The sequence below is a fragment of the Mesorhizobium sp. M0500 genome, assembly GCF_040321165.1.
Lineage (GTDB): Bacteria > Pseudomonadota > Alphaproteobacteria > Rhizobiales > Rhizobiaceae > Mesorhizobium.
This window is the reverse complement of sequence record NZ_JAMYRB010000010.1, coordinates 117993-137088: the sequence shown is the minus strand read 5'-3', so window position 1 is coordinate 137088 and position 19096 is coordinate 117993. Positions and strand designations below refer to the sequence as shown.

The window sequence follows — 19096 nt, the reverse complement described above, 5'->3', positions numbered from 1 at the left end:
GACCATGCCGGCAGTTCTAGACCGAGGACAATCGATGAAAACCGCGATGCTGACCGCTGCCATCGTTCTGGCCATGCCGGCTTTCGCATTTGCCCAGGACAAGTGCAACGACGCCGCCAAGGATCAGGCCGGCCCGAACGAGTGCGCCGATGCCGCGTCCAAGAAATCCGACAAGAAGCTCAACGAGCTTTACCAGCAGATCGAAACCCGCCTGAACGACGACGCGGATACCAGGACGCTTCTCGTTCAAGCACAGCGGGATTGGGTCAAATTTCGCGACGCCGAGTGCAGTTTCCAGACCGCGGGAGCGGCTGGAGGAAGCGTGATGCCAATGCTCATCGCGGAGTGCATGGACAGCCTGACGCAATCCCGTGTCAAAGATTTCGAGGGTTACCTGAAATGCAGGGAAGGCGATGCGAGTTGCCCCGTTCCGGCAGCGAACACATCACATGCCGTACCTGCCGTGGCCGATGAGAACGGCCAGGCCGGCCTTGCCCAGGCTGCCGACCCGATAACTATTCCATTGCAACATGTTAGGGGCCACGGAAGCGCTGACGTCGTTTATCACAATCTCGGGATTGCGTTGGGCATCAATGGTGCCAAGCCTCGTCTGTTCGAATTCGACACGGGGTCGGATGAGTTCAACGCCGAGATCGATTCGAGTGTCCCTGGCGTAGAGCCGGTGCACGGCAGCAAGCCCGAAATGTACGCCTATGGAGACGGCACCTATGGAGATTGGGTACAGCAGGTCCGGTTCGACAGCCTGTCCTATTACGATCCGGATGATCCCTCGCAGCCTGTCGTAACCTTCGACGGTGGCTATGGCGCCGGTCGGGTGGTGGATTACGTCTTCACCAAGGGTTTCGGCTATCTCAAGGATATGAAATTGACGCAAAAGCCCGTTGGCCACCGCGGCGATACGCCGGTCTATGCGGATCTTAATGCGCGCAAGAGCATGCAGAATGGCGAACCCGGTGGTTCGACGACGTTTTACGGTGTCTTTGGAGCCGGCGATTTTCTCGATGAGGGGGACGAGGCCGCCGCTCCCGCCAGTCAGACACAAAGCGGCTATGTGGTCTCGGCCAATGCAAATCTTGGAAAGAAGACGACACGGGGCTGCGCTCCCTGCCTGACGCTGAATTTGTCCCCCAGTCTGAGATCCCAGTTTACGGCCCTGATGCCCTGGGGCGAACTGGATTATGAATTCCGCCAGAGACGATTCCCGCGATCAGGCGCGAACGCATCCAATCACTACGAAGGGTCTTACCATTATACAATTTCTTTTGACTATAAGGGAAAGAAGCAGTCGGTTGATTTCAGTGGACCTGTTTTATTGGATACTGGATCGTCGACCTTTCTCGGTATCACCACAGAAGGCTTTTTTAATAAGCTTCGCTCGAAAGGATTTAAGCTTGATGAATATGATTATACGGTAGTCGATTTTAAGATTTTGGGATTTGAAGATAGTTTCAACAACAAGGAATACAGCGATGTCGTTATGGATCGACAAAGCGATGAGGAGGGGGGCAATGGAGTTGTTGTCGGGCTACCCTTCTTCCAGTCAAATTCCGTAATGTATGATCTGGAGAACAAGACGACCGCATATTCACCCTATTTTGTCAGCGCTGCTAACTTTACCACAGACGCGGCTGCCGAGGATCAAGTGCAGCTGAATCGCGCGACCAGCGATGCTGGAAGCAAAGGATGGCTCGGACTGGCCGGCATCATCTCCGGCGCCGGCGACTTCACGATCGAGAAGGATGCGGACGTGCGTATGACCGGGGCCAATACCTACACCGGCACAACCCATATCGCGGCCGATGGGTATCTTACTCTGGCCGGGCCGGGCAGCATCGAGCATTCCTCGCGCGTCATGGTCGACGGTGTGCTCAACATTGATCAGAAAGGAAACTACCTGAAGCCCTGGGGAGTGGCGCACTCCATGAACGATACGGCCATTCGCACCCTTAGCGGTAAAGGCGAGGTCTATCTGGGTGCGGGCAGACTGATCCTGACAGAAGCCGACGGGCAATTTGATGGAACCATCGCGAACTATGATGACGCCGGCGACAGCGGCGGCCTCGTGGTCGCCGGTGGCAAGCTGACGCTGAGCGGCAAGAACAAATATTCGGGCATGACGGAAGTGGCGGCGGGAGCGGAGTTGCACGTGACCGGCTCTTTGACCGGTGACGTTTCCGTCTCGGGACTGCTTGTCGTTGACGGAGAGGTCTCCGGCGAAGTCATGGTCAAGGAGGGCGGCACGCTGACCGGCTCAGGAAAGGTCGGCAACGTCACGGTCGCCGAAGGTGGCAAAGCTGATCCAATGAAAACCAGATAATCAGGCCATGGGCCGATCGTGGCAATAACGGACAGCTGACGAGAACATAGGGCGGGGCTGAGCAACTTAAGAGCTTGACTGCAACCGGAAAGGGAAATCGATGAAAATCGCGATACTGACTGCTGCCGTGGTTCTGGCTGCGCCGACATTCGCCCTTGCCAAGGACAAGTGCGCCGATGCCAAGGATCAGGCCACCATGAACCAGTGCTTCGGTGCCGAGTTCCAAAAATCCGACAAGAAGCTCAATGAGCTTTACAAGCAGATCGAAGCCCGCCTGAAGGACGATGCGGATACCAAGAAGCTTCTTGTTCAGGCACAGCGGGATTGGGGCAAGTTTCGCGACGCGGAGTGCAGTTTCCAGACCGCAGGCGCGGCCGGAGGAAGCATGATGCCAATGCTCATCGCGCAGTGCATGGACGGCCTGACGCAATCCCGTGTCAAAGGTTTCGAAGGCTATCTGAAATGCCAGGAAGGCGACATGAGCTGCCCTGTTCCGGCCGCGAACTGACACGTGCCACAGCTGATCTGATCACGATGATGTCGGCGGCGAGCGTGATGTCGCCGCCAGACATGAAAGGATGCGAGGGGCATCATCATTGTTTGAGGGACTTGAGGGAGGTGGATTATGAAACGCTATGGATCGTCGCTCGCATTGACAATTGCGGCATCTGTACTGTTGGCATGTGTCGTGCCGGCAACAGCCCAGACTGACATGAGCTTCGACATCAACGTCACGCTTTCCAAAAAGGCAGCCGCCAAGCTCGCGGCTGAAAAGGAGCGGATCGTTGTCTTCGCCTCCTATTACGGCGACCCGAAGAGGAGCGCCGAGAAGCGTGTAAACGAAATCGGCCAGATCGATCTCACGCCGCAGGACGAAGAGGTGGAGATACCGGGTACAGCGGGCCACGCTCACATCAGCGGCACAAAGGTCGACACGAAGCGTCTCGATTGGCTTGCCGGCCCTCCCGAGGTCAACGTCAACGTTGCGTCGGCGCGCAAGAGCAGTCCGGACAATCTGCTCAGCTGCGACTTCATCGACGGTCCACTAGGCGATGCCCAAAGGAAGACTGTGACGCTTCATTGCGGATTGATCGAAGAACATGTGGACACGAAGTTGAAGCCATAAGGCTTACAAATCATGCGCCTCGCCACCGGCGCCAACGTACATTACTCGCGGCATGACCTGCTTACTTCAGGGAGACAAAGATTCTCATGCGCCCGCTGTTCGCTATCTGTTTCGGCCTGGTCATCATGTCCTTGCCTGCGACCGCCCATGCCGAGCGCCGTTGTGGTTGGTACTCCAGCCCGACACCCGGCAACCTCGTCCTGACCGACAGTGACGGGGATTGGTGGATCCAGATGCAGGGACGACCGGATCCCAAAGGCATCGACAATGTGCCGGCCTTTGACGAGCGGCAATTCGTCGAGACCAATGTGCCTGGTTCGGGTCACGGCTACGGATGTGCGTGCATGAACGTCGTAACCAACGCCAAGCAACAGAAGATCACCAGAGTGATCTCGGGCCAAATCCTTCCGCTGCTGCGCTGTCGCAACGACAGATTGCTGCCTAACCCGGACGGATAGTTATTAGATATCTTGTGGATGCCATGGCTGACGGTAGGGCAGCCTAGAGCATTGGATCAAGAAAAAGCCCGGCAAACCGGGCTTTTTCTTGGGTCTCTGAAACCGCATCAATCGGTTCGAAACGGGAATTTGGTGCCCAGAAGAGGACTCGAACCTCCACTCCTTGCGGAACACGGACCTGAACCGTGCGCGTCTACCAATTCCGCCATCTGGGCTGGTGCGCGCTCATTAAGCGGGCGAGGGATGAGTGTCAACGCGCTTTTTTGAAAGCCGCGTTCCTTCTCCGGCTCAATGCTCCAGCACTTCTTTCGACGCCACCGTGGAATCGGCGTTGAGCGTGTAGATGATCGGCACACCGGTGCCGAGCTCGAGCTTGACGATCTCCTCGCCCGATTTGCCGTCCAGCGCCATGATCAGCGCGCGCAGCGAATTGCCGTGCGCCGCCACCAGCACGGTGCCGCCGCGCAGCACATGCGGTTGCAGATCGTGCAGGTAATAGGGCCAGACGCGCGCGCCGGTGTCCTTCAGGCTTTCACCGCCGGGCGGCGGCACGTCATAGGAGCGGCGCCATATATGCACCTGCTCCTCGCCCCATTTCTTGCGCGCATCATCCTTGTTGAGGCCGGAGAGATCGCCATAGTCGCGCTCGTTCAGCGCCTGGTCGCGAACGGTCTCGAGATCGCTCTGGCCAACGGCGTCGAGAATATGCTGGCAGGTCTTCTGCGCCCGGATCAGCGACGACGTGAAGGCGATGTCGAACTTCATGCCGCGCGCCCTGAGCTTGGCGCCGGCCGCCTTGGCTTCGGCATGGCCCAGTTCGGTCAGGTCGACGTCGCGCCAGCCGGTAAATAGGTTCTTCAGGTTCCATTCGCTCTGGCCATGGCGCACGAGCACGAGAGTTCTCGACATATTTGCTCCTTCAAATTTTGTGAATCAGCCAAATCTTGTGGATCAGCCAAGTCTGTGGATCAGCCAAGTCTGTGGATCAGCTTGTCAGGCCGAGCACGTCCCGCATCGAATAGAGGCCCGGCTTGCGGCCGCGCGCCCACAGGGCTGCCTTGACCGCGCCACGGGCAAAGATCGCCCGGTCCTCGGCATGATGGGCAAGCGTGATGCGCTCGCCGGTACCGGCCAGCACCACACTGTGGTCGCCGACCACCGAGCCGCCACGCAAGCTGGCGAAACCGATCGAGCCTGCCTTGCGCACGCCGGTATGGCCGTCGCGCACGCGAACATCGTTGCCGGCAAGTGCTACGCCGCGCCCGGCAGCGGCGGCCTCGCCGAGCAGCAGCGCCGTGCCCGACGGCGCATCGACCTTGTGCCGGTGGTGCATTTCCAGGATCTCGATGTCGAAATCGTCGGCATCGAGCGCGCGCGCCGCCTGCTCAACCAGCACCGCCAGCAGATTGACGCCGAGGCTCATATTGCCTGACTTGACCACCGTCGCGTGCCGCGCCGCCGCCGCGATCCTGGCATTGTCTTCAGCCGAGCAGCCGGTGGTGCCGATGATATGGGCGATGCGCGCCTGCGCCGCGTAGCCGGCGAATTCGACGGTCGCCGCCGGCGTGGTGAAATCGAGCACGCCGTCGGCCTTGGCGAAGGCCGGCAGCGGATCGTCGCCGATCGCCACCTCGAGCCTGCCGACGCCGGCCAGCTCGCCGGCATCCTTGCCGATATGGGGCGAACCGGCCCGCTCGATGGCGCCGGCGACGCGGGCGCCCGGTATCGTGTGGATGGCGCGGATCAGCGCCTGGCCCATCCGGCCGGCCGCGCCCACCACCACCAGGCCCATTTCACTAACGGTCGGCGTGTCACTCATGAATGTCTCCCGGCCGCCTTTTTCGCGCGACCATTTTCCGCCGCACTCTGGATTGGCTCGCCGTCATCGACAAGCCCCAGCCCTTTCCTGCCTTGCACCCGGTGGAACCGGGCATAGACGCTGTGCGGGTCGGCCATCAGCGAGGCATGCGTGCCCTGTTCGACCAGCCGGCCCTGCTCCAGCACGATGATATGATCGGCATTGACCACCGTCGACAGCCGGTGCGCGATGACAATGGTGGTGCGCCCTTCCATGACATGGGTCAGCGCTTCCTGGACGCGGGCCTCGGCCTCGTTGTCGAGCGCCGAGGTGGCTTCATCGAGCAGCAGGATCGGCGCCTGCCGAACGATAGCGCGTGCAATCGATACACGCTGGCGCTGGCCGCCCGACAGCGTCACGCCGTTCTCGCCGACCGGCGTGTCGTAGCCTTGCGGCTGCTGGCGGATGAAATCGTGTGCCGCGGCCTGTTGGGCGGCGCGTTCAATCTCTGCGTCGGTGGCGCTCAGCCTGCCGTACCGGATGTTGTCGCGGATGGTGCCTTCGAACAGATAGGGCTGCTGCGATACATAGGCGATCGAGCCGCGCAGCGAATGCTTGGTGACCTTTGAAATGTCCTGGCGGTCGATTTCGATGCTGCCCGACTCGACGTCGTGGAAGCGCTGCAGCAGCGCAACCAGCGTCGTCTTGCCGGCGCCCGAGGCGCCGACGATGGCGGTCACCTTGCCGGCGGCGGCGACAAAGCTCAGGTCCTGCAGGACCGGCGCCTCTTCGACATAGCGGAAGGACACGTTGTTGAAGCGCACTTCGCCAGAGGTGAATTTCGCCTCGGCGGCTCCCGGCACGTCACCCTGCTGCGGCTCGAGGTCGAGAAGCTCGTAGATCATGCGCGCATTGACCAGCGACTTTTCCATGCCGACCTGCATACGCGCCAGCCGCCTGGCCGGGTCATAGGCAAGCAGCAGGGCGGTGATGAAGGCAAACACCGCGCCCGGCGGCTGGCCGCCGACGGTCGCCCGGTAGCCGGAATAGGCGATGACACCGGCGACGGCGAAGCCGGCCAGCATTTCGGAGATCGGCGTCAGCCGTTCCGAGACGCGGGCGATCTTGTTTGCCCGCTGCTCGGCGCCCGCGACGAGGCCGCCGATGCGGCGCGACAGCTCGTCTTCCAGGGTGAAGGCCTTGACGATAGCGATGCCTTGCGTCGCTTCCTGCATGGCGCCGATCAGCCGCGAGTTGATCTGCACCGATTCACGGGTGATGCAACGCACCCGGCGCATCAGATAGGTGACACTGTAGATCAAGGGCGGCCCGATCAGCAGCGACATCGCCGAGAGCATCGGGTCCTGCCAGATCATGACGCCAACCAGCGCGACAAGCGATACGGCATCGCGCGCCAGCGATGTCAGCGTCATCGACAGGAGATCGCGGATGCCGTTGACGTTCTCGTTGATCTGCGCGGCGAGCCGGCCCGAGCGGGTGTCGTTGAAGAAGCCGACGCCGAGCTTCATCAGGTGGTCGAAAATGCGGCGCTGGTAGCGCGCCACCAGATTGTTGCCGATCTTGGCCAGCGTCACTGCCTGGCCGTAGCTGGCCAGCCCGCGCAGCATGAAGGCGGCCAGGATCGACACGCTGATCAGCGCGATAAGATCGCCGCGCTGCTTATAGAAGATCTGGTCGACGACATCCTTCATGATCCAGGCGGTGAAGGCGGTCGTTGCCGCGATCGTCACCAGGCACAGCACGGCAAGAACATAGTACCAGCGATAATCGCGGCTGTTTTCGGCGACGATGCGGCGGATCACCGCCACGATCTCGCTGGGCCGGGCTTTCCCTTTGGTTGGTGCTGGAAGTGTCAAGTTGGAGCGCTTTGTGGTTTTGGCTTCGGCCGGCTGCAATTCGGCAACCTCTTAACGCCCCGATGGCGGCTTGCCTATGGCCGAGGACGGCGAAACTTCGTCGCGGCGCAGCTTGTATCCTAGACCCGCCAGCGCCGCCCCGCCGTCTGCACGCCGAACAGCGACGGATTTCTGGCATAGGCGGCCAGCCCTAAAAGCGCCGCCAGCGGATGAGTGATGACATAGACCGGCATGCTGCGCATCAGGGCGCTGTGCGGCGCCTTGTCCTCGAAGGCGGCGCGGAAATTGCCGGTGCGCAGCGCCGGCAGGATTTTTTGCGCGATGCCGCCGGTGAGAAACACGCCGCCGCGGCTCATGAACGCTAGAGCGAGATCGCCGGCGGTGCGCCCCAGGCAAGTGACGAAGATCGACAGCGCCTCTTCGGCCACCGGATCGTTCTTTGCCAGTGCCGCGGCGGTGACCTCGGCAGGCGTTGTAAAGGGCGACGGCTTGCCGTCCGCCTTGGCCACCGCCCGGTAGGCATTGACCAGGCCGCGTCCGGACAGGATCTGTTCGCCGGAGATGCGGCCCTCGAGCTTCTCGATATGCGGAAACACCTGGAAATCGCGCGGCGAGCGCGGGCCGATATCCATATGGCCGCCCTCGCCGGGTACCGGTATCCAGTGATGCAGCGCATAAACCAGCCCGGCGACACCGAGCCCAGTTCCCGGGCCGAGCACCACCCGCCCGGAATTCGGTTCCGGCTCGTCGCCGCCGATCTTTTCCATGTGCTCTTCGCCGAGCGCGACGACAGCCAGCGCCTGCGCCTCGAAGTCGTTGAGCACCACGACGTCGCTGAGACCGAGACTGGCGAACATCTGTCTCGGCTTGACGATCCATGGGCAATTGGTAAGCGGGATCTCGTCGCTTTCGACAGGACCGGCTACCGCCAGCACAGCTGAATTCGGCCGGACCGACGAGCGGTCGAGCACGGCCGACTGGATCGCCTCGTCTATCGTATTGAAGTTGGCGGTCTGGACGATCGTCGGCTCGCCGGCCTCGGAATTCGCGTCGAGCACAATCGAGAAGCGCGCATTGGTGCCGCCTATGTCGCCGATCAGGATCGGAAATCGCAACAGAGTGTCGTCGTCGCTTACGCCTGGCATGCTCTCGTCCGTTCCCGACGCGTATCGCCGTTCTCTCGTTGACTAGCGCATGACCGCAAAAAGGGAAATCGGTTTTCGAAGTGGAGATGCACGGATGCAGACAGCAAACACGCTGCCCGCATCAGTGCCCCGGTCGTGGCCGCGGCAGCGGAATGCCGATCTCGGGGGTCGCCACAAAGGCGTTCGCCGAGGCCGGAAGCGCTGCCGCGCCGGCTGCGACCGTCGGCGGCGGCGAAGGTTCTGCCGCGAGAGCGGGTTCTGCCGCGATCGGTACGCCGTCGCCATAGTAGGTGACTGCTTCGGCCGTGGCCGGAGCCGGCGCGTCGAGCACGAACTGGCATTGCCTGGGCAGGTTCGCCATCGTCATCACGTCGCGTGCCTTCGGCTTGTCCGGGTTCTTGTTGGGGCGCCACGGCCCCTCGGTGAACCACCAGGCCAGCGCCTGGTCGCAGCCATCGCCCGGCGCCGTCGCTTCCTGCGCCTTGCAGTCGGGTGATCCAGCCTGGCAGCCGATGCGAATGTGGAAGTGGTAGTCGTGGCCCCAGAACGGCCTGACCTTGCGCAACCAGCTGCGGTCGCCTTTGACCGTGTCGCAGAGCTTCTTCTTGATCCCTGGATTGACCAGGATGCGCTCGACTTCGGGATAGCTCGCGGCGCGCTTCAACAGCCGCGTGTGCATCGGCGTCCACAGGCCGTCCTTCACCAGATGGGTTTTTTCATCGACCATCAAGGTAGCGCTGATGTTTTCGCGCTCTTCGGCCGAGAGCTTGCGGTCGGGCATCGGCGTCAGCCAGATGTCGGCGTCGAGGCCGATCTGGTGCGAGGCATGGCCGGTCAGCATCGGCCCGCCGCGCGGCTGCGAAATGTCGCCGATCAACAGGCCCGGCCAGCCGTCGGCAGCGGCGTCGCGCGACAGTTTCTCGATCAGCGCGATCATTGCCGGATGGCCCCAGCGGCGATTGCGCGACGGTCGCATCACCTCCCAGTGCCGGCCGTCCATGGGCAGGGCGACGCCGCCGGAAAAACAGCCTTTGGAATAAAAGCCGATCGATTGCGCTGTTGCGATTGCCGGCAGCTCTTTGGCGCCAAACAGGTCTTTTGCCCGTTGCTCGGCGCTCGCCGTCTGCGCTGCAAGCGTCAGGCCGGCGACGGCCAGAGCTGCCGTCAGCAGCAGTGTTTTGCCCGGCAAGGCTCGCTTTAACGTCTTTCCCAAGCTGGACCCCTCCGCGATTTGAACCGCATCATACCACGCCCCGCGCAGCGTATCGATCATGACCGTTTCATCGGGCTGCGCGCCTCGCCGTCGCGCCAGTCGCCGCTCGCCCACATGGCATCGAGCGCCGAGCGATAGTCGGGGAAGCGAAACCCATAGCCGGCCGCCTTGATCGCCGCGTTGGCGACACGCTTGTTCTCGCCGTAAAAGGACCGCGCCATGGGCGAAAGTTGGGCGGTCTCGAACGGAATTTCGGGCGGCGGCTCGATGCCCATCAATTGGGCGGCATAGGCGACGACGTCCTGCGGCGGCGCCGGCAGGTCGTCGGTGACGTTGAAGATGCCGCCGCGATTGCCTTCGGCCAGATGCCAGAGCGCGCCGGCAATGTCGTCGCAATGGATGCGGTTGAACACCTGGCCAGGCTTGACCAACCGCCGGGCGGTGCCGTTTTCCAGATTGACCAAGGCGTTGCGGCCTGGCCCATAAATGCCGGAAAGCCGCAGGATCGCCGCCGGCCGGCCGACGTCGTGGCCCAGTTTCAGCCAATCCTGCTCGGCGGCAACCCTCATCGCTGATCGCTTCGATACTGGCCGGCATTCGGCGGCCTCGTCCACCCAATTGCCGCCATGGTCGCCATAGACGCCGACGGTGGAGAGATAGGCGATCCATTCGAGCTCCGGCATGTTGGCCGCGATCTCCTCGCGTGCCGCGCCCAGCACCGGGTCGCCGGCCTCGTCCGGCGCGACCGAGACGACGAGATGGGTTGTCTTCCCAAGCGCATCGCCGATTTCGGAGGTCAGCGTGCCATCGAAACGCAGCGGCACGATACCGGCTTGCCGCAGCGCCGCGAATTTTTCCAGCAACCGTGTTGTACCGAAGATCGCTGTGTCGGCATCCCTGTTGGCGCGGGCGAAGGCCTTGCCCGAATAACCGGCGCCGAAGATGAAAATCTGCTTTTTTGTCATGTATGCGCCTCGATCGGCTTTGGCAGGGCCAGAAGCCATTCGCCTCTCACCGCCTCGTCATCTTCTGCTTGCAAAGCGGCTGCGGCACGTTCGGCAAATTCCCGACCCGGCACCAGCCGCGACAGCGCCCATACCGCAGGTCCGCGAACCAGGGGCGAGGCGTCGTCGAGCAGCGCGCGAACGGCGCCGGCCAGCGACAAGTCCTGGGAATTGCCGGCCGCTATCAGCACGTTGCGGATAAAACGGGCGCGGCCGATACGCTTGACCGGCGAGCCCGAAAAAAGCACGCGGAAGGCAGCGTCGTCGAGGCGCAGCAGCTCGGCGATCGGCGGTTCGCGCAAGTCCGCGCGGGCGGCAAGCTTTGCCTCCGAAGCGGCTTGGGCGAACTTGTTCCACGGGCAGGCGGCCAGGCAGTCGTCGCAGCCATAGATACGATTGCCGATCTTTTCCCGGAACTCATGCGGGATCGGTCCTTTGTTCTCGATGGTGAGGTATGAAATGCAGCGCCGCGCATCGAGCCGGTAAGGCGCCGGAAAGGCATCCGTCGGGCAAACGTCGAGGCAGGCCCGGCAGGAGCCGCAATGGTCGTCCTCAGGCGCGTCCGGCACCAGTTCGGCCGTCGTGAAGATTGTGCCGAGGAACAGCCAGGAGCCATGCGTTCGGCTGACCAGGTTGGTGTGCTTGCCTTGCCAGCCGAGGCCGGCCGCCTCGGCCAGCGGCTTTTCCATCACCGGCGCGGTGTCGACAAACACTTTCACGTCCCCGCCGGCGCGTGCCACGATCTTGCCGGCGATCTCCTTCAGCCGGCCTTTCATCACGTCATGATAGTCGCGGTTCTGCGCATAGGCCGAGATCGCGCCGCGGTCGCGCTTTGCCAGGATGTCGCGTGGGTCGTGGTCGGGGCCGTAATTCATCGCCAGCACGATGATCGAGCGGACCTCTGGCCAAAGCGTCGTCGGTTTGCCTCGCCGCTCGAGCGTTTCGGCAATCCAGCCCATCGAGCCGTGAAAGCCGTCGGCAACGAATTCGGCCAGCCGTTCCGGCGCCTGCGGAATCGCATCGGGCGTGGTGACGGCAACGGCGTCGAAGCCGGCATTCCGCGCCTCGCGGTCGATCAGCGCGCGCAGCTTTGCCGTATCAGAAATCGAGGTCCGCATAATGTGACACCGGCGACAGGCCGCGCACCCGGTCGGACAGAAGCGGCCGGAACGAAGGCCGTGATTTCACCCTTGTATACCATTCGCGCGCAGCGCTGTGTTCGCGCCAGTCGATCTCGCCGAGATAGTCGAGCACCGACAGTGCTGCCGCCGCCGCGAGATCGGCATAGGTGACCTTGTTGCCGGCCAGCCAATGACGGGTGCCGGCCAGCCAGTTGGTGTATTTCATGTGCTGGCGGATATTGGCGCGGGCGGCGCGGATCGCCGCCGAATCGGGCGAGCCGCCGCCTGCCGTTTCCGGCATGACCGGCTTCAGAACGCGTTCGCGCACCAGATGCCGGGTAACCTCGCTTTCCGCCTTGTTGAGGTACCAGTCGGTCAGCCGGCGGATTTCGGCGCGCTCCATCGGATCCTCGGCGAATAGCCGCTTGTCGCGCTTGAGTACGCCGCGCGTCTCGTCGAGATATTCGGCAATGACCATCGCGCCGACGATCGGCACGTCGCCTTCGGCGAGCAGGATCGGCAGCGTGCCGGCCGGGTTCAGCGCCAGGAACTCCTTGCGCCGCGTCCACGGCTTCTCCTCGATCAGCGCTAGTTCCTCGCCATACTCACCAAAGGCGAGGCGGACGAAGCGGCAGCTGGCGAACATCGGATGGTGGAAAAGCGTCAGCATGGTCCCGCGATAATAGAGCGCACTGGCAAATCGCCGGCTGCGCCGGTAAGTCTTGGCCGCCCGATTCAGCGGGCTGTCAGGGTGCTGCGACCTATAGGGGGAGTTCCGCGCCGTGACAAGCAAGCCCTTTTCTCAAGCCCTCACTCCAACGCCGAGGTTGCCATGGAAAGCCAGACCGTCGTCGAAGCGCTGCTGCTCGGCCTGCTCGAGGGCCTGACCGAGTTCATTCCGGTATCTTCGACCGGTCACATCCTTCTCGCCGGCCATTTCCTCGGCTTTCATTCGACCGGCAAGGCCTTCGAGATCCTGATCCAGCTCGGCGCCATATTGGCGATCCTCAGCGTCTACTTCCGCCGTCTCTGGAAGATGCTGCTCGAGCTACCCTACGATCGGCTGACGCGGCATTTCGTCCTTGGCATTCTCATCGCATTCCTGCCGGCGGCCATTATCGGCGCACTGGCGCATGACTTCATCAAGACGGTGCTGTTCGAATCGCCGCGGCTGATCTGCATCATGCTGATCATCGGCGGTGTCATCCTGCTGCTGGTCGATCGCATGAAGCCGAAGCCGTATTACCACGATGTCGAGCGGTTCCCGACCAGGCTTTATCTGCAGATCGGGCTGTTCCAGTGCTTGTCGCTGATCCCCGGCACGTCGCGCTCGGGTTCGACCATCGTCGGCGCGCTGCTGCTCGGGGTCGACAAACGGGCGGCGGCGGAATTCTCCTTCTTCCTCGCCATACCGACGATGGTCGGCGCCTTCGCCTTCGACCTGTTCAAGAATCGCAATGTGCTGAGCAGCGCCGACCTGCCCATCATCACCGTCGGTTTCGTCGCCGCCTTCGTCACGGCATTGATCGTCGTGCGCTTCCTGCTCGACTACGTCTCGCGCCACGGCTATGCGCTGTTCGGCTGGTGGCGGCTGGTCGTCGGCATCGTCGGGCTGGCGGGGCTGGCAATCTGGGGGTGAGCCGGCGCGGATAGCGCAATCCCAGCCGGAACTCTATTCTTGCCCGAAGCCGAGCCATACGATCTTGTGGACGTATGGTTGGCAGGGGGAATGCATGAGCGAAGTTCTTGACGCCCTCGTTATTGGCGCCGGTCCGGCGGGACTCGGCGTCAGTTACTTCTTGAAACGGCAGGACCGCGACCACCGCGTGCTCGATCGAGGCCGGATCGGCGAGACGTGGCGAACGCAGCGGTGGAACTCGTTTCGACTGAATTCGCCGACCATTCGCTCCATCTTACCCGGTGATTCCTACGAGGGGCCCGAGCCGTGGGGCGCGATAAGCCACCACGAATTTGTCGCGTATCTCGAAGGCTATGCCGAGCGGCACCGCCTGCCGGTAAGCACCCAAACTCCGGTGCAAGAGCTGACGAGAGACGACGGGATCTTTCGCATCACCACGACGGACGGGGCATTTCTGGCGCGCAACGTGGTGATCGCCACCGGCGACCAGAATCGGCAGGTCCGGCCAGCAGGGTCGGCGGATTTGCCAACCGCAATTGGCCAAGTCGATTCCTCGGCTTATCGCAACCCGGCCGAGTTCGAGAGTGGCGCGGTGCTGGTGGTCGGCAGCGGCCAGTCGGGCGGCCAGATCGCCGAGGATCTGGCGTTGGCAGGACGTGTGGTCTTTTTGGCGACCAGCCGCAACGGCCGTTGGGTGCGGCGCTACCGCGGGGGCAACATACTTAAATGGCTGACGCTGTCCGGTTTTCTCGACGTTCCGCGCAAGGAACTCGTCCTCCCTTCCGGCAAGCTGCAGGCCCGCGCGCTGGTCGGCGCGACGCACACGATCAGTTTGCAATCGCTGAGTGCGCAAGGCGTGGTGCTGCTCGGCCGCTTCAGGGGAGTGGAGAATGGCAGCCTCGTCTTCGGCGACGAGCTCGACGACCACATGCGATTTGCCGACGAGGTCTCCGCGAATACCAAGCGCCTGGTCGACGGGTACATTGAGCGCGCCGGGCTCGATGCGCCACTGGCCGAGGATGATCCGGCCGAGACGGTTGACCCGCGCTTGCCCGATCCTCCGATCCGCTCCCTCGACTGGACGGCAAGCGGCATCAGATCAGTGATCTGGTGCACGGGCTTCACCGGCGATTTCTCATGGGTCCGGCTCCCCGGCGCCCTCGATGCAGCCGGCCAGCCCGTCCACGAGGATGGCGTCGGCGCTGTTCCAGGTCTCTTTTTCGCCGGCCTCGATTTCGGATCGACGCGGAAGTCGGGCACCATACCGGCCATTCCAGAGGAGGCGGCCGCCGTCGTGGAGCGACTTGTCCAAGCGGGAGCCGACTTGCCACGGAACGGCGTCTAACCGTCGAACGCGGGTTCTTGAACGTGCAAGAACATGACAGCTCTGGCGCGATCAAGACGACGCACGCTGCCTTTTGTCGAAGCGCACCGACAATTTTCCGTAGTCCATTGGTGCGACAGCCAGAAATCGCGAGCACCTTCGATACGGCGCTCCGATTCGCGGCCGACTGCATCCATTGCCTCCATCAGCGTGCGGCGGCTTTGACCTCGGCTGGTCGTCGTCGTGCTGACAGCACTGGCCATATGGGATGAGCCGGCGCAGTCGTTCGGAATGGTCGACCTGGAGACGCCAAAGGAGGTGCGTCAAGGCGCACGATCGGTCAGCGCGCTCGCGCCTTCCTCCGCGGCGCAATGTGCGCAGCAGTAGATGATGTCATCCTGTTCGACGCCATGTCCGATGATCCGGCATCCGCAATGCGGACACGTCGGAGCAAGTTTCTGGACCGCGCATTCGAAGCTGTCGAATGTGTAGGTCTCGTCGGCCATCGTCACGTTGAAAGCCTTGTCGTAGTCATTCCCGCATTGATCGCATCTGGCCATAGTTCTTCTCCTTCTTTCACTGGCTTCAAGCTCGACCAACCTGTCGCGCGGCGATAGGTTCCCGCCAGGATCAGGGGGCCGTCCTAAGCCGGAGACGAGAGCGAGCCTACGCGACGGCGCTGTTCGATCGCACGGATCACCTCGTCGATATCCCGCGGCTCGATGTCGAGTTCCTTCAGGCCAGGCGCGTCGATTGCTGCCACATTGTCCTGACGCATAAGATCGATCTGGTTGCGCGTTATGGGGGCAGCCGGGAGGAGTTCCGCGACGCCAGCCAAGGCGTTCCATACCGCAAACGGCACCGGCATCAGCTTGACGTGCGTATCGAGCTGTCGGGCGATCTCCCGAAGCAGTTCCTTATAGGTATAGATACGCGGGCCACCGAATTCGAATATGGATGAACCCTGGGTTCGCCCGTCGATCAGCCGGCTCACTGCTTCTGCGACGTCTGCCACATAGACCGGCTGAAGCCGTGTGCCACCATCGCCGAACAGCGGATAGACCGGCAGGAGGCGTATCATCCTCACAATGGTCGTGAGGAAAGCGTCGTCAGGTCCTGTCATGACGGCGGGACGCACAATGAAAGCGCCGGGAAATGCGCTTTCCACGGCACCTTCTCCGCGCCCACGCGCCCTTATGTAATTCGAATCCGATTGAGGATCGGAGCCGATCCCTGAAATCTGGACGAACTGGTCGATCTCGCGGTCGCGCGACGCGGCAGCGAGATCGGCCGCGGCTTTCACATGCACGCGTTCAAAGGTCTGGACGCCCTGCTCGACGTAAAGACTGACGGCATTCACGACCGCCTGTGATCCGGTAATGGCCGACCCGATCGAGGACGCATCCAATATATCCGCCTCGACTGCTTCGGGCATCCTTGTAACCGAGGAAAAGACCAGGGCCACGCGAGCCGGATGGCGAGATGCGGCGCGCACCGTGAAACCTCTTTCCAGGAGCCGCTTCACGATCCTGCGCCCGAGAAAGCCAGTTCCGCCGAACACGGTGACGATCCGTTCCGGGTTGAGATCGTCGGGATCCATTTGCCTCGCCATCCCTTTGTCCTCGCATAGCTGCCACGCGGACTGCCCTGGCCGGCATTTGAACCAGCCCGTCGAACATCAGGACGATTGGGGAACAACGCAGGAACGCTTTTGTTCCAGTCAGCGCTGGGCGGATGCTTGACAGATCGGCAAACCATGATCTGAACCGCAGGCGCAGCAAAACGGCCCCACGTCGAGAATGGCCTAGTTTCGCCCGTAAAACACATTCTCGACATGCACCGGCCAGCGCCACGGCAGCACCGCCACCATGTCGAAGCGCACCGATAATTTTCCGTAGTCGGATTGGCGCGACAGCCAGAAATCGGCGGCGCCTTCGATGCGGTGCTCCGATTCGCGACCGACGGCTTCCATTGCCTCCATCAGCGTGCGGCGCGCCTTGACCTCGACGATCAGCACCAGATCGCCACGCCGCGCGATCAGGTCGATCTCGCCGAACCTGGTGCGGTGGCGGCGGGCCAGAATTCGGTAGCCTTTCAGCATCAGCGCCGCCGCCGCCAGCCATTCGCCGTGATGGCCGCGCCGGTAGGCCTTTTGCCGGCTGGCGCTCGGCCGTTCAGCCATCGCCGTCTCCGCCGGTCCCGTCTCTTCCGGCATTCTTGAGGTCGAGCAGCCGACGATAGAGCGTCTGCTTCTGGCCACCCGTCATCTTGGCGGCTTCCGCCGCTGCCTTGGAGGCCGGCATCTCGGCGGCGAGCGAAAGCAGCAGCCGGTCGATGTCTTCAGGCTCATCAGCGACAACATCCGCCAGGCCGACGCAGATGACGATTTCGCCTTTCGGCGTATCAGCTGCGGCGTAATGGCTGGCGAGCGACTGCAGGGTGCCGGTCCGCATCTCCTCGAAGGTCTTGGTCAGCTCGCGGCCGATGGCCGCCTTGCGGGCACCGCCCAGCACCTCGACCATGGCACTGAGCGTCTCGGCCAGCCGGCGCGGCGATTCGAAGAAGATCAACGTTGCCGGCACCGCCTTCAGCGCTTCCAGCCGCGTCAGCCGCTGCCCGGTCTTCACCGGCAGGAAGCCGGCAAACAGAAACGCGTCCGAGGGCAGGCCGGATGCCGTCAAAGCGGCAAGTGCTGCTGATGGGCCGGGGATCGGCACGACACGAATGCCGCGTTCCAGCGCCTCACCGACCAGCCGGTAGCCGGGGTCGGAGATGAGCGGCGTGCCGGCATCCGAGAGCAGCGCTACGCTTTGGCCGGCCAGCAGCGCCGCGATCAGCTTCGGTCCGGCCTCGCCGGCATTGTGCTCGTGGTAGGCGGTGGTGCGGCGGCGGATGCCGTAGCGGTCGAGCAGCACGCGGCTGACACGTGTGTCCTCGCAAGCGACGATATCGGCGGCGGCGAGCGTTTCCAGCGCGCGCAGCGTGATGTCGGCGAGATTGCCGATAGGCGTCGCCACCAGGTAGAGCGCCGGCTCGAGCGGCCGGGCGGCGATTTCGGTCTGCCCGACCACATAACTGCGTTTGGCCGATTCGCCGGTCACCTGCACAACTCCGTTCGACCCTGTTTGGCACGGCTCACGCTTGGTTGCAAAAGCCTGGGTTGCAAAGGCCCTGGTTCCAAAAGGGATGCCGACGTGAACCGGCCGCCATGCCTTCGCCACAGTAGGGAACGAAACCGTTGCCGGCGAATTTTACCCCTGATCTCGGGAGGAGCAGGATGAACAGCCTGACGATACAGGACGTTTTCGAACCCTACTATGCCGGCCGCAAACGCTTCGCCGCGCCATGCGACAAGAGCCTGCCTGCCGAAGCCGCAGATGGCAGAGCCAAGAAGCCGCTTGCACGCCAGCGATCGGCAGAGAGCAAGCCCGCAAACGAAACCGACCGCACGATGGAGCACTGACCGGACGATGCCCAATCGCTTCGACATTTTCATCACCCGCCTCGAAACAAAAAGCGCCCGCGATGGCGCAGCGTCACATTCCACAGACGACCAGCACCATGCCTCACGCGACAAAAGCGAGATCAAGCCGGCCCGTTCCGGAGAGACCAGCGAAAAAGATCGCGCCAAACACCGCCACAAGCACGAGGCTTGACCCCGCAAACCTTAGCGATCGGTCGAGACAGTTCTCGAAGCGCGGTTGCGAATGCTCCGCGATGTATCATTCAACCCAGATACTTCGAGACACGCGCCTCCAGCAGGCCCACCAGAGCCGGGTCCATGAATGCATAGTCGTCGGGAATATCGAGGCAGATTACTCGAGCCTTTTTCAGGCTTGTCTTGAATTTCTGCTGCAGTTTGGCGCGGTGCGTTTTTTCCATCACGAAGATGATGTCGGCCCAGGCGACGAGTTCATGCGTCAACGGTATGTCGGCATCGTGATTAGTGCCGGCCGAAGCGACCTCGATGTCCCGCCGCTTGGAAAACACCTGCTCCGCCGTCGGGCTGCGCAAGCGATTCTGGCTGCAGATGAAGAGAACGTTCTTCAACGT

General features: G+C 62.5%; 20 protein-coding genes, 1 tRNA gene and 1 pseudogene. 7 read left to right on the top strand and 15 right to left on the bottom strand.

Annotated features, from left to right (window positions below; translation table 11 throughout):
* The first annotated feature begins 34 nt into the window (after nt 1-34).
* The 4 genes from NKI70_RS19645 (at nt 35) to NKI70_RS19630 (ending at nt 3922) form a co-directional block, all read left to right on the top strand.
* On the top strand, nt 35-2338 hold the full coding sequence (locus NKI70_RS19645; RefSeq protein WP_352724847.1) for a lysozyme inhibitor LprI family protein: 2304 nt from the start codon (nt 35-37) through the stop codon (nt 2336-2338).
* A 100-nt stretch (nt 2339-2438) separates the two neighbouring features.
* Entirely contained in the window at nt 2439-2846 is a 408-nt protein-coding gene (locus tag NKI70_RS19640) for a lysozyme inhibitor LprI family protein (RefSeq protein ID WP_023678958.1), read from the top strand.
* A gap of 117 nt (nt 2847-2963) precedes the next feature.
* Entirely contained in the window at nt 2964-3464 is a 501-nt protein-coding gene (locus NKI70_RS19635) for a hypothetical protein (protein WP_156937407.1), read from the top strand.
* 86 nt (nt 3465-3550) lie between these two features.
* A complete protein-coding gene (locus NKI70_RS19630; protein WP_023678960.1) occupies nt 3551-3922 on the top strand; it encodes a DUF4087 domain-containing protein in 372 nt (123 codons plus the stop codon).
* A 130-nt stretch (nt 3923-4052) separates the two neighbouring features.
* Here NKI70_RS19630 and NKI70_RS19625 read toward each other — a convergent pair.
* The 9 genes from NKI70_RS19625 to NKI70_RS19585 form a co-directional block, all read right to left on the bottom strand.
* A tRNA-Leu gene (locus tag NKI70_RS19625) sits at nt 4053-4137 on the bottom strand.
* A gap of 73 nt (nt 4138-4210) precedes the next feature.
* Nucleotides 4211-4831 carry a 2,3-bisphosphoglycerate-dependent phosphoglycerate mutase gene (locus NKI70_RS19620; RefSeq protein WP_023678961.1) on the bottom strand — a complete coding sequence of 207 codons (621 nt, stop codon included), beginning with the start codon at nt 4829-4831 and terminating at the stop codon, nt 4211-4213.
* Nucleotides 4832-4907: 76 nt separating this feature from the next.
* A complete protein-coding gene (dapB, locus tag NKI70_RS19615) occupies nt 4908-5741 on the bottom strand; it encodes a 4-hydroxy-tetrahydrodipicolinate reductase (protein ID WP_023678962.1) in 834 nt (277 codons plus the stop codon).
* Nucleotides 5738-7597: an ABC transporter ATP-binding protein gene (locus NKI70_RS19610; protein WP_352697387.1), complete on the bottom strand. Its 1860-nt coding sequence runs from the start codon at nt 7595-7597 to the stop codon at nt 5738-5740. Before NKI70_RS19610 ends, dapB begins: the two co-directional genes overlap by 4 nt.
* Nucleotides 7598-7716: 119 nt before the next feature.
* The gene (locus NKI70_RS19605) at nt 7717-8742 is read right to left on the bottom strand and encodes a glucokinase (protein WP_352724846.1); all 1026 of its coding nucleotides are present in this window, start codon (nt 8740-8742) and stop codon (nt 7717-7719) included.
* A gap of 121 nt (nt 8743-8863) precedes the next feature.
* Nucleotides 8864-9955, bottom strand: coding sequence for a penicillin-insensitive murein endopeptidase (gene mepA / locus NKI70_RS19600; RefSeq protein WP_031212369.1), 1092 nt, complete (start codon nt 9953-9955; stop codon nt 8864-8866).
* A 56-nt stretch (nt 9956-10011) separates the two neighbouring features.
* The gene (locus NKI70_RS19595) at nt 10012-10920 is read right to left on the bottom strand and encodes an SDR family oxidoreductase (protein WP_352570185.1); all 909 of its coding nucleotides are present in this window, start codon (nt 10918-10920) and stop codon (nt 10012-10014) included.
* On the bottom strand, nt 10917-12077 hold the full coding sequence (queG, locus tag NKI70_RS19590) for a tRNA epoxyqueuosine(34) reductase QueG (RefSeq protein WP_023678967.1): 1161 nt from the start codon (nt 12075-12077) through the stop codon (nt 10917-10919). Before queG ends, NKI70_RS19595 begins: the two co-directional genes overlap by 4 nt.
* Nucleotides 12058-12750: a glutathione S-transferase family protein gene (locus tag NKI70_RS19585; RefSeq protein WP_352476844.1), complete on the bottom strand. Its 693-nt coding sequence runs from the start codon at nt 12748-12750 to the stop codon at nt 12058-12060. The genes queG and NKI70_RS19585 overlap by 20 nt, the downstream gene beginning before the upstream one ends.
* 162 nt (nt 12751-12912) lie before the next feature.
* Between NKI70_RS19585 and NKI70_RS19580 the strand changes: the two genes are divergently transcribed.
* Both NKI70_RS19580 and NKI70_RS19575 read left to right on the top strand, forming a co-directional pair.
* Entirely contained in the window at nt 12913-13719 is an 807-nt protein-coding gene (locus NKI70_RS19580; RefSeq protein ID WP_352575348.1) for an undecaprenyl-diphosphate phosphatase, read from the top strand.
* Between the two features lie 94 nt (nt 13720-13813).
* On the top strand, nt 13814-15064 hold the full coding sequence (locus NKI70_RS19575; RefSeq protein ID WP_352575346.1) for a flavin-containing monooxygenase: 1251 nt from the start codon (nt 13814-13816) through the stop codon (nt 15062-15064).
* Between the two features lie 75 nt (nt 15065-15139).
* On the opposite strand, the pseudogene NKI70_RS33990 reads toward NKI70_RS19575, so the two are convergent.
* The 5 genes and pseudogenes from NKI70_RS33990 to rsmI all read right to left on the bottom strand — a co-directional run.
* A pseudogene (locus NKI70_RS33990) lies at nt 15140-15267 on the bottom strand (YraN family protein); the annotation flags it as partial.
* Nucleotides 15268-15366: 99 nt separating this feature from the next.
* The gene (locus NKI70_RS19570) at nt 15367-15603 is read right to left on the bottom strand and encodes a metallothionein (RefSeq protein ID WP_254817997.1); all 237 of its coding nucleotides are present in this window, start codon (nt 15601-15603) and stop codon (nt 15367-15369) included.
* Nucleotides 15604-15686: 83 nt separating this feature from the next.
* Nucleotides 15687-16655: a complex I NDUFA9 subunit family protein gene (locus tag NKI70_RS19565; RefSeq protein WP_352620850.1), complete on the bottom strand. Its 969-nt coding sequence runs from the start codon at nt 16653-16655 to the stop codon at nt 15687-15689.
* A gap of 192 nt (nt 16656-16847) precedes the next feature.
* A complete protein-coding gene (locus NKI70_RS19560) occupies nt 16848-17225 on the bottom strand; it encodes a YraN family protein (protein ID WP_023678973.1) in 378 nt (125 codons plus the stop codon).
* On the bottom strand, nt 17218-18144 hold the full coding sequence (gene rsmI / locus NKI70_RS19555) for a 16S rRNA (cytidine(1402)-2'-O)-methyltransferase (RefSeq protein ID WP_352724845.1): 927 nt from the start codon (nt 18142-18144) through the stop codon (nt 17218-17220). The genes NKI70_RS19560 and rsmI overlap by 8 nt, the downstream gene beginning before the upstream one ends.
* Nucleotides 18145-18320: 176 nt before the next feature.
* Here rsmI and NKI70_RS19550 point away from each other — a divergent pair, with 176 nt between their 5' ends.
* Complete coding sequence (locus NKI70_RS19550; RefSeq protein ID WP_023678975.1) at nt 18321-18506, top strand: hypothetical protein; 186 nt, start codon at nt 18321-18323, stop codon at nt 18504-18506.
* A 263-nt stretch (nt 18507-18769) separates the two neighbouring features.
* On the opposite strand, the gene NKI70_RS19545 is transcribed toward NKI70_RS19550, so the two are convergent.
* Nucleotides 18770-19093: a low molecular weight protein tyrosine phosphatase family protein gene (locus NKI70_RS19545; RefSeq protein WP_023678977.1), complete on the bottom strand. Its 324-nt coding sequence runs from the start codon at nt 19091-19093 to the stop codon at nt 18770-18772.
* Nucleotides 19094-19096 lie beyond the last annotated feature (3 nt).

Excerpts from the sequence above, each read along its gene's own strand:
- NKI70_RS19550 (WP_023678975.1), top strand. The coding sequence starts at position 18,321 with ATGAACAGCCTGACGATACAGGACGTTTTCGAACCCTACTATGCCGGC.
- NKI70_RS19585 (WP_352476844.1), bottom strand. The coding sequence starts at position 12,750 with ATGCTGACGCTTTTCCACCATCCGATGTTCGCCAGCTGCCGCTTCGTC.
- NKI70_RS19565 (WP_352620850.1), bottom strand. The coding sequence starts at position 16,655 with ATGGCGAGGCAAATGGATCCCGACGATCTCAACCCGGAACGGATCGTC.
- dapB (WP_023678962.1), bottom strand. The coding sequence starts at position 5,741 with ATGAGTGACACGCCGACCGTTAGTGAAATGGGCCTGGTGGTGGTGGGC.
- NKI70_RS19630 (WP_023678960.1), top strand. The coding sequence starts at position 3,551 with ATGCGCCCGCTGTTCGCTATCTGTTTCGGCCTGGTCATCATGTCCTTG.
- NKI70_RS19605 (WP_352724846.1), bottom strand. The coding sequence starts at position 8,742 with ATGCCAGGCGTAAGCGACGACGACACTCTGTTGCGATTTCCGATCCTG.
- NKI70_RS19620 (WP_023678961.1), bottom strand. The coding sequence starts at position 4,831 with ATGTCGAGAACTCTCGTGCTCGTGCGCCATGGCCAGAGCGAATGGAAC.
- NKI70_RS19640 (WP_023678958.1), top strand. The coding sequence starts at position 2,439 with ATGAAAATCGCGATACTGACTGCTGCCGTGGTTCTGGCTGCGCCGACA.
- NKI70_RS19560 (WP_023678973.1), bottom strand. The coding sequence starts at position 17,225 with ATGGCTGAACGGCCGAGCGCCAGCCGGCAAAAGGCCTACCGGCGCGGC.
- NKI70_RS19635 (WP_156937407.1), top strand. The coding sequence starts at position 2,964 with ATGAAACGCTATGGATCGTCGCTCGCATTGACAATTGCGGCATCTGTA.
- NKI70_RS19575 (WP_352575346.1), top strand. The coding sequence starts at position 13,814 with ATGAGCGAAGTTCTTGACGCCCTCGTTATTGGCGCCGGTCCGGCGGGA.
- NKI70_RS19645 (WP_352724847.1), top strand. The coding sequence starts at position 35 with ATGAAAACCGCGATGCTGACCGCTGCCATCGTTCTGGCCATGCCGGCT.
- NKI70_RS19570 (WP_254817997.1), bottom strand. The coding sequence starts at position 15,603 with ATGGCCAGATGCGATCAATGCGGGAATGACTACGACAAGGCTTTCAAC.
- NKI70_RS19595 (WP_352570185.1), bottom strand. The coding sequence starts at position 10,920 with ATGACAAAAAAGCAGATTTTCATCTTCGGCGCCGGTTATTCGGGCAAG.
- NKI70_RS19580 (WP_352575348.1), top strand. The coding sequence starts at position 12,913 with ATGGAAAGCCAGACCGTCGTCGAAGCGCTGCTGCTCGGCCTGCTCGAG.
- queG (WP_023678967.1), bottom strand. The coding sequence starts at position 12,077 with ATGCGGACCTCGATTTCTGATACGGCAAAGCTGCGCGCGCTGATCGAC.